Raw genomic sequence first — 7,853 nt, forward strand, 5'->3', positions numbered from 1 at the left:
GTAAGTATAAAATTCAAACTTACTTTGAAACAGGTAAAGCTCTTGATTGGAAACCCTACTTAATCCCAGTTTGTGAGCACATCAGACAACAATATAACCTAAAAATGGCTAATTCAAGTTATAAAACAAAGAAGTTTATTATTATCTTGGATGAAATCAATCGTGCTGAAATATCTAAAGTATTCGGTGAGTTGTTCTTTTCAATAGACCCAGGTTACCGCGGAGAAAAAGGTAGAGTTACGACTCAGTATGCAAATTTACAGACAGAAGAAGATGTATTCAAAAACGGGTTTTTTATACCAGACAATGTTTATATTATCGGTACAATGAATGATATCGATCGCAGTGTAGAGTCGTTTGATTTTGCAATGCGACGCCGTTTTGCGTGGAGAGAAATCAAAGCTACCGATACGTTATCTATGTGGAATGAGAAAATTGACTCTTGGAAAGAAGAAGCTGAACAGCGTTTGGTTGCTTTGAATACAGCGATTGAATCAGTACAAGGTCTTAATGCTGCTTATCATGTTGGGCCTGCTTACTTTTTAAAGCTTGCAGACTATAACGGTGATTTTAGTAAGCTATGGGCATATCATTTAGAGGCATTATTATTTGAATATTTGCGAGGATATCCTGATGCTGAAGAACAGCTTTTGAAATTGAAAGATGCTTACAATTTGCAAGTAAGGTTTGATGATGCTCTTAGCGACAGATAACTCATCACTGGATTTAAACATGGATGATTTAGAAGATAAAAAGGTCATATCCGATTTATCAGTCCTTGCTAATCAGTCAATAGCTGAGCTAGCAAAAACGCATCCAGAGCTTTTAATATTTCCTGACAGTTTTGAAGCCAATGATGATGATATCAGTAAAAGTGCTATCTTCGAGTTGAGTGTAAAAGGCTCTAAAACGATATTGGAGACTGGCAATATCATGGGTTTTATCGGTGTTAAAGATACCCAGTTAAAAATTCAATCTCGATTTGCTAAAGTATCTGTTTATGGTCAAGAAGATTACTTCTTACACTATATGCTTCATAAAGTGCTGAAGTTTAATGTGCTGGACTTAAAGCATAGTCGTAGCCAAACCAATATATTTGATTTCTTGGTGTACTTATTTGCGTATTATCTTAAAAAGGCGCTGTCGCAAGGGTTATACAAGGCATATCAAAAGAGACGTTACAACGACAGTAATTTAAAAGGCAAGATTGATATTCAAACGCACGTCAAAAGAAATCAGCCATTTCACGGTAATATGGCTTATATGGTGCGTGAATATAGCTTTGATAATCCAGTAATCCAGCTTGTTCGCCATACTATTGAGCTTATTAAGCAGAAACCTAATGTGCGAGATGTCTTGCACAGCGATAGTGATACCCTTGATTTTGTTAACTTGATAGTTCAGCACACCCCCTCTTATGATGCTCGAGAAAAACAAACGGTCATTCATGAAAATCGTAAACCTTTCATGCATCCCTACTTCACAGAATATGCCCACCTACAAAAAATTTGCTTACAGCTATTACGTTATGAAGAGCTTAAGTATGCTAAAAGCAAAGACAAAGCCTACGGTATATTATTTGATGGTGCATGGCTGTGGGAAGAGTATTTGGATACGCTATTATCTAAAATCGGCTATGCTCATCCGCAGAATAAACGATCAAAAGGCGGTATCAATACTTATGTGCAGAAATTTGAGGGTAATAATGTTAGGCGCTATCCAGACTTTGTAAAAGACAATCAGATTATCCTTGATGCTAAATATAAACATATGAAAGATAATAACATTGCTCGCGATGATCTTAATCAAATTATCTCATACCTCTATTTATATAAAGCAGATATTGGTGGTTTTATAGCACCAAGCGAAGATGAGAATATCGCTTTAAAGATGGGGACGTTAAATGGGTATGGCGGTGTGATACATAAATTTAAATTAGCCATTCCACAGAATATGGATAGTTATCTCCAGTTTAAAAAAGAAATAGCAGCGAATGAGACACAATTGATTAGCACTCTACTTAATCTAGAGGGTATAGGTAAAACGGTAAGAGTGTAAGTATAAAGGTCTTTTACTAGCGACTCATAATCTTTTCTCAATATTCGTAAGGGAGGCAAGTAATCATATCAAACCGCATAGTGTTTAGCTCCTGCCACACACGTAATTGCACCCAATGCGCTGATTATTATGCTTAAGTCGCTACCGATATTAATTTTGCTGAAGTACTATTTCAACTAAAATCCTAACTACTGAGATTCGTCATGACCATACGCACAATGATAATTGCTGATTACGATGCGGTATACCAGCTATGGATTAATACACCCGGCATGGGCTTAAATTACGTTGACGACTCTAAAGACGGTATTGATCGTATGTTAACCCGTAATCCAACCCTTAGTTTTGTGGCAGAAAGTGAACATAAAAAAATCATCGGCGTTATTATTGCAGGTGAAGACGGCAGGCGAGGCTATATCTATCACACTGCCGTGGATGTCGCTTATCGTAATCAAGGTATCGGTGAGGCAATGGTTAATCAGGTGCTTGATGCAATGAAAGCATTATCTATCAGTAAAGTTGGGTTATTTATTTTTCAACGCAATGAGATTGGCAATAGATTCTGGGAGCGATTAGGATTTAGCATTCGTGAAGATTTATACTATCGCAATCAAGCTTTAACCGAGATTAAGCGGATTGATACATAAAACAGATTATAAAAAGCAAACATCTAAAAAATCAAACTCAAAAAGCCAACTAAAACCAGCTGTTTAAACATTACAAAATATAAATGACCTCAGCTTTAGGAACCTGTTATGCAATATAATTTCGATGAAGTAATCGATAGAAGTAATACTGGCTCCATCAAATGGCATTATGAAGATGACACCATTTCATTGTGGGTGGCCGATATGGATTTTAAGGCTGCTCAACCAATTTTAGACAGTCTACAGCAGGTCATTGACCACGGCATACTTGGGTATACCAAGCAAACTGATGCTTTATATCAAGCGATTATCAATTGGCACAGCAGCCGCTATGGTTTACAACTTGAAGCGGATCAAATTTTATTTTCGCCTGGTGTGGTTCCTAGTATTGCGTTACTGGTAAATTTATTTACTGAGGTAGGTGATGCGGTACTCATCAATGACCCGATTTATGCCCCATTTGTAACTAAGACTAAGCTGAACGGTTGTAAGGTGATTCGCTCTGCGTTAAAAGAGGTGAAGGGGCGTTATGAGTTTGATTTAGATGATATCGAAGCCAAAATTAAAAAGCACAAAATTAAGCTGTTTTTACTGTGTAATCCCCATAACCCAGGTGGGAGGGTGTGGAGCAAAGAAGAGTTAAAAACGGTACTTGAGCTATTCAAAAAATATCAAGTGGCAATTGTCAGTGACGAGATTCATCAAGATTTAACCTTAACGGGTCATAGCTTTACCCCGTTTTTAAATTTGGTTGCAGGCTATGAGCATATGGTAGTCAGCCTAACATCAATGACTAAAACCTTTAACATTGCGGGTATTAAAGGCTCGATGATATTTGCAAAAGACAAAGCCTTATTAAAGCAAATCAGCAATCAGCAGCGCTTAAATGACGAGTATGAGCTGAATATGTTCGCCTATAGCGCTATGCAAAGTGGTTATGAACATGGTGCTGAATGGCTTGAGCAGGCATTGGCTTATATCGAAAAAAACATTGAATTCACTTTAGAGTATCTGGCCAATAACTTACCAAATATTAAGATCATGCGCCCTGAAGCCTCCTATTTGATTTGGTTAGATTGCTCAGCTTATGCTGAAGACGATAAGGCATTATATGATAGCTTACGCGATGCCAAGGTAGAGCTCAATGCCGGCATTGGTTATGGGGATGAAGGGCATTTAAAAATGCGTATTAACGTGGCGTGTCCTCAGTCGGTCTTGGTTGAAGGATTGGCACGTATCAAACAAGCATTAAGCGCTTAAAGAGTGTTTAGCCCGCTCTTTTATATAAATAGTCTTTAGGATCAACATAACTTATAGCCGCTTAAGCTTCAAAGAGGTTGGCTGATCAGTTATTTAGACCATCGATCACGCATAAAGGTAAGCACATAAAACAATGCCGTAGTAATCACACTTAGCACAGCAATATAGGTCAGGTCCTGTCCTAGGTTTAATACCATATTAAGCACATAGTTTAATGCGAAAACGATGATAAAGAAGATAACTAAATTGATAAGTTTCATGCTTAATTCCTTAGATTTAATAGTATGGGGTACTGTAAGCCACAGTATCAACAATAGCAACTTTCAACCAAGTTTAGCGTCTTGTCATTATTTAGGGCAGGGGCAAGGCAAAGTCAATCTAACATAACTCAATACAATCTTATTCAATTATTCATAATCATTATTTAAAAAAAAACAGCGCTTCGTTAGTAAAAAGTTAAGATGATTTGGTTATTTTGCGTAGTTGGTTTGCATAGTTGTTTTGCATTGTTAGTTAGACTGGTTGGTTTGACTGATTAGCTAGACAATTTTGTTATCTTAGTTTGACTGCTTGGTTTGACTATTTGGTTTGATTGCCAGGTTTGACTGACAGTTACATTTTTCGACTTTGATTGAAAACACAACTCCCCTCCCTAGGCAGATTCTTGTTAAAATAGGCGCTAAAATTTCTGCTACTGACACTATATATCTAAGATTGGATAACCTTATGAGCAACTCATTGAGCAAACAGGCAGCGGCGATCAAAGAAGATCGCATTTTAATTATTGATTATGGTTCACAATACAGCCAGTTGATTGCCCGACGAGTGCGTGAAGCTGGCGTGTTCTGTGAGATGTATCCTTATGACATCGATACCAGCCGTATTGAAGCATTTGCTGCTAAAGGCGTCATTTTATCAGGCGGACCTGAAAGTGTTCATGATGAAAATAGCCCAAAAATTAACCAAGCCCTGTTTGATTTGAACGTGCCTATATTAGGTATCTGCTACGGCATGCAAGCCATGGCTGACCACTTTGGTGGTAAAGTACAAGCCAGTGATGTACATGAGTTCGGTGCTGCTGTTATCGATGTGACGGGTTCTAGCGCCTTGCTTGATGGTATCGAAGATGAGCGCCAAGCCAATAGCCGTCTGCATGTGTGGATGAGTCATGGCGACAAAGTAGTCGAAGCGCCAAAGGGCTTTGAAGTGGTAGCCAGTACGCCAAGTTGCCCTATCGCTGTAATGGTCAATGAAGATAAAAAATACTACGGTCTACAGTTTCATCCAGAAGTCACCCATACCTTACAGGGCGATGTCTTGCTATCTCGCTTTGTGCATCAAGTGTGTGGCTGCGCGGGTGACTGGACGCCAGATAACATTATCGACATGCGTGTTGAACAGTTAAAGCAACAAATCGGTGATAAGCAAGTTTTATTAGGCTTATCAGGCGGAGTAGATAGCTCTGTTGTAGCAGCATTATTGCACAAAGCGGTTGGCGATCAACTCACCTGTGTATTTGTGGACAATGGACTATTACGTCTGCACGAAGGCGATCAAGTGATGCAAGTTTTCGCTGAGAACATGGGTGTCAAAGTGGTGCGTGTCGATGCAGAAGACCGCTTCTTAGATGCTCTAGCAGGTGAGGCGGACCCTGAAGCCAAACGTAAAATCATTGGCAAAACCTTCATTGATGTCTTCGCTGATGCCGCACGTGATGTGAGCCAAGGCAGCGACGGCAAGCCAGTTGAGTTCTTAGCGCAAGGTACCATTTATCCTGACGTTATTGAATCTGCTAAGTCTCATCAAGGCAAAGCGCACGTAATTAAGAGTCACCACAATGTAGGCGGTTTACCTGACGATTTAGCCTTTAAATTGGTTGAGCCATTACGTGACCTGTTTAAAGATGAAGTACGTAAATTGGGTATTGCCCTAGGTTTACCGCACAAGATGATTTACCGTCATCCGTTCCCAGGCCCAGGCTTAGGCGTGCGTATCTTGGGTGAAGTTAAAAAGGAATATGCCGATATTTTACGTCAAGCCGATGCTATCTTTATGCAAGAGCTTGAGCGCTCTGGTTGGTATGATAAAACGGCGCAAGCCTTCGCGGTATTTACCCCTGTCAAATCCGTTGGGGTGGTAGGTGATGGTCGCCGTTATGCGTGGGTAATTGCGTTGCGAGCAGTGGAAACCATTGACTTTATGACCGCTCGCTTTGCGCATCTACCGTATGAACTGATTGAGACCGTAAGTAACCGTATTATGAATGAAATCGCTGATGTGTCACGCGTTACTTATGATGTATCGAGTAAGCCGCCTGCGACGATTGAATGGGAATAGGGTTTTCGATTTAGTCTAGCATTATAAAAAAGAGCATCCGAGAGGGTGCTCTTTTTGCGAGTTAGCAAACGTAGATATAAGACTGTGCCTTTAGCCCAGCAATGTATTAAGCAACACCCTTAATCAATATCGAAACTATCTACCATGGCATCCCATGTCTAATCAGTTGGATAATGATCATTGTCGATAAATTTATGAAGGGTAGAGTGTGCTCAACAACCTTGATACAAATTAAGGCTTTACCACTTAGATGAGATGGTGACACCAAAGGTCTTATTTTCGTACCACGGCGTAATGGTTTGATTACCTTCAGGTGAGGTCAATAACAATCCCGTTGCTACGCCTAAAGCACATCCGGCGACCACATCACGTACATGGTGACGCTCCGCATTCACCCTAGACCAGCCGACATAGCCTGCGGGCACCATGGCAACTGAGCCATATGACCAGCCATAACGCTGACCAATAAAGGTGGCTCCAGCGCAAGCACCGCTGGTGTGTCCAGACGGAAACGATCGTCTACCACCGTCGGGTCGCTCACCTAAAGCAGTACCGTCAAAGCCATACTTCATACCTTCAGTAATAGCTTGATTCACCACGACGGTGTAAGCCAACTGCTTCATTCCTTCAGTATCGCCTTTTGCATATGCCATGCCTAGACCTGTTAATGGTATAGCGATTTGTAGCACATCACCTGCAAATGTAGGTGGATCACTGGTGTCCCAAGCAGCATAAGCGACTGAGTTTACAAGCAATAAACCTGTTAACCCAATCATAGGATAAAATTTCATACTAATTCCATTTAATTGAATGTTGTTATTGTCAAATAACTATACAAAATATGTTTTAGATAGAAGTGAGCTTTAGCATGTGCTCAAACTTTTTAGAACCCATTTTTACATAGTCAAGATGCGTATCTTATGTTGGAGAACATCTTCTCATTACCTACAAATCTAAGATTTATTGACAATAAGGGACTAACTATTTAAATACCGTATATATGGACGTACACATTAAGCGTTCGTTTAGCTTTTTAGGTCATGATAAGTAGCTAGGTGTTAAGAAAGCGTTAAGATGAGCAAGCGTAAGCTAGGATTTTAAACAAGCTATTTATGATGCAGAATCCTTTAATCATATTCTCTATCGAAACTGTTCCATACGTATCATTTTTATTGAAGGTTCACTCTTAAATCTGAACCCAATAATAGGGTTGATGCCTTTAAGTATCTAAGTTTATGGTTATTGTTTTGGATTTATTCATTAATGAACAAAACGGCACTTATTTATCGGTACTTACCTTATATCCGCTTTGTAGACAGAGCAGGATTGCTAATCTTTAAAAGAAGTTGGGTTGGGTACATCTGGTGAAGAGTTGCGTGTAAAGTACAGGTTTAGAGTAGTGGCATTGCCTTGCTAAGAGGTTTGGCAGGATTTTTCCAGTTTTGGAATATATTCAACTAATTAGTTAATTTTGGGAATTAAAAAAAAGCTATTTGTATTTGAGATAAAGGTAAATAGATGAGTTAAAGTTGTGTTATTAAAAAGTATAAT

Annotated in this window: 7 protein-coding genes; 5 read left to right on the top strand and 2 right to left on the bottom strand. The window is 39.4% G+C overall.

All coding sequences use genetic code 11. From position 1 onward, the window contains the following. The 4 genes from QZ265_RS08500 to QZ265_RS08515 form a co-directional block, all read left to right on the top strand. On the top strand, window positions 1–713 hold a 713-nt coding region (locus tag QZ265_RS08500), incomplete at its 5' end, for an AAA family ATPase (RefSeq protein ID WP_296405294.1). 19 nt (window positions 714–732) lie between these two features. After that, complete coding sequence (locus tag QZ265_RS08505) at window positions 733–2,058, top strand: hypothetical protein (protein WP_296405295.1); 1,326 nt, start codon at window positions 733–735, stop codon at window positions 2,056–2,058. A 203-nt stretch (window positions 2,059–2,261) separates the two neighbouring features. Beyond that, on the top strand, window positions 2,262–2,705 hold the full coding sequence (locus QZ265_RS08510) for a GNAT family N-acetyltransferase (protein ID WP_296405297.1): 444 nt from the start codon (window positions 2,262–2,264) through the stop codon (window positions 2,703–2,705). Window positions 2,706–2,813: 108 nt separating this feature from the next. Further along, window positions 2,814–3,965: a MalY/PatB family protein gene (locus tag QZ265_RS08515; protein ID WP_296405299.1), complete on the top strand. Its 1,152-nt coding sequence runs from the start codon at window positions 2,814–2,816 to the stop codon at window positions 3,963–3,965. An 89-nt stretch (window positions 3,966–4,054) separates the two neighbouring features. Here QZ265_RS08515 and QZ265_RS08520 read toward each other — a convergent pair whose 3' ends face one another. Further along, entirely contained in the window at window positions 4,055–4,225 is a 171-nt protein-coding gene (locus tag QZ265_RS08520; RefSeq protein ID WP_296405301.1) for a hypothetical protein, read from the bottom strand. Window positions 4,226–4,691: 466 nt separating this feature from the next. Here QZ265_RS08520 and guaA point away from each other — a divergent pair, with 466 nt between their 5' ends. Continuing rightward, window positions 4,692–6,302 carry a glutamine-hydrolyzing GMP synthase gene (gene guaA / locus QZ265_RS08525; RefSeq protein WP_296405303.1) on the top strand — a complete coding sequence of 537 codons (1,611 nt, stop codon included), beginning with the start codon at window positions 4,692–4,694 and terminating at the stop codon, window positions 6,300–6,302. A 239-nt stretch (window positions 6,303–6,541) separates the two neighbouring features. Here guaA and QZ265_RS08530 read toward each other — a convergent pair whose 3' ends face one another. After that, window positions 6,542–7,093, bottom strand: a complete 552-nt coding sequence (locus tag QZ265_RS08530; protein ID WP_296405304.1) for a phosphatase PAP2 family protein — start codon at window positions 7,091–7,093, stop codon at window positions 6,542–6,544. Between the last annotated feature and the right edge of the window lie 760 nt (window positions 7,094–7,853).

Origin of the sequence: Psychrobacter sp., from assembly GCF_018260395.1 — a bacterium.
Classification (GTDB): domain Bacteria; phylum Pseudomonadota; class Gammaproteobacteria; order Pseudomonadales; family Moraxellaceae; genus Psychrobacter.

Bases quoted from the DNA above. Each gene is read 5' to 3' on its own strand.
- QZ265_RS08520 (WP_296405301.1), bottom strand. From the start codon at position 4,225: ATGAAACTTATCAATTTAGTTATCTTCTTTATCATCGTTTTCGCATTA.
- QZ265_RS08505 (WP_296405295.1), top strand. From the start codon at position 733: ATGGATGATTTAGAAGATAAAAAGGTCATATCCGATTTATCAGTCCTT.
- guaA (WP_296405303.1), top strand. From the start codon at position 4,692: ATGAGCAACTCATTGAGCAAACAGGCAGCGGCGATCAAAGAAGATCGC.
- QZ265_RS08515 (WP_296405299.1), top strand. From the start codon at position 2,814: ATGCAATATAATTTCGATGAAGTAATCGATAGAAGTAATACTGGCTCC.
- QZ265_RS08510 (WP_296405297.1), top strand. From the start codon at position 2,262: ATGACCATACGCACAATGATAATTGCTGATTACGATGCGGTATACCAG.
- QZ265_RS08530 (WP_296405304.1), bottom strand. From the start codon at position 7,093: ATGAAATTTTATCCTATGATTGGGTTAACAGGTTTATTGCTTGTAAAC.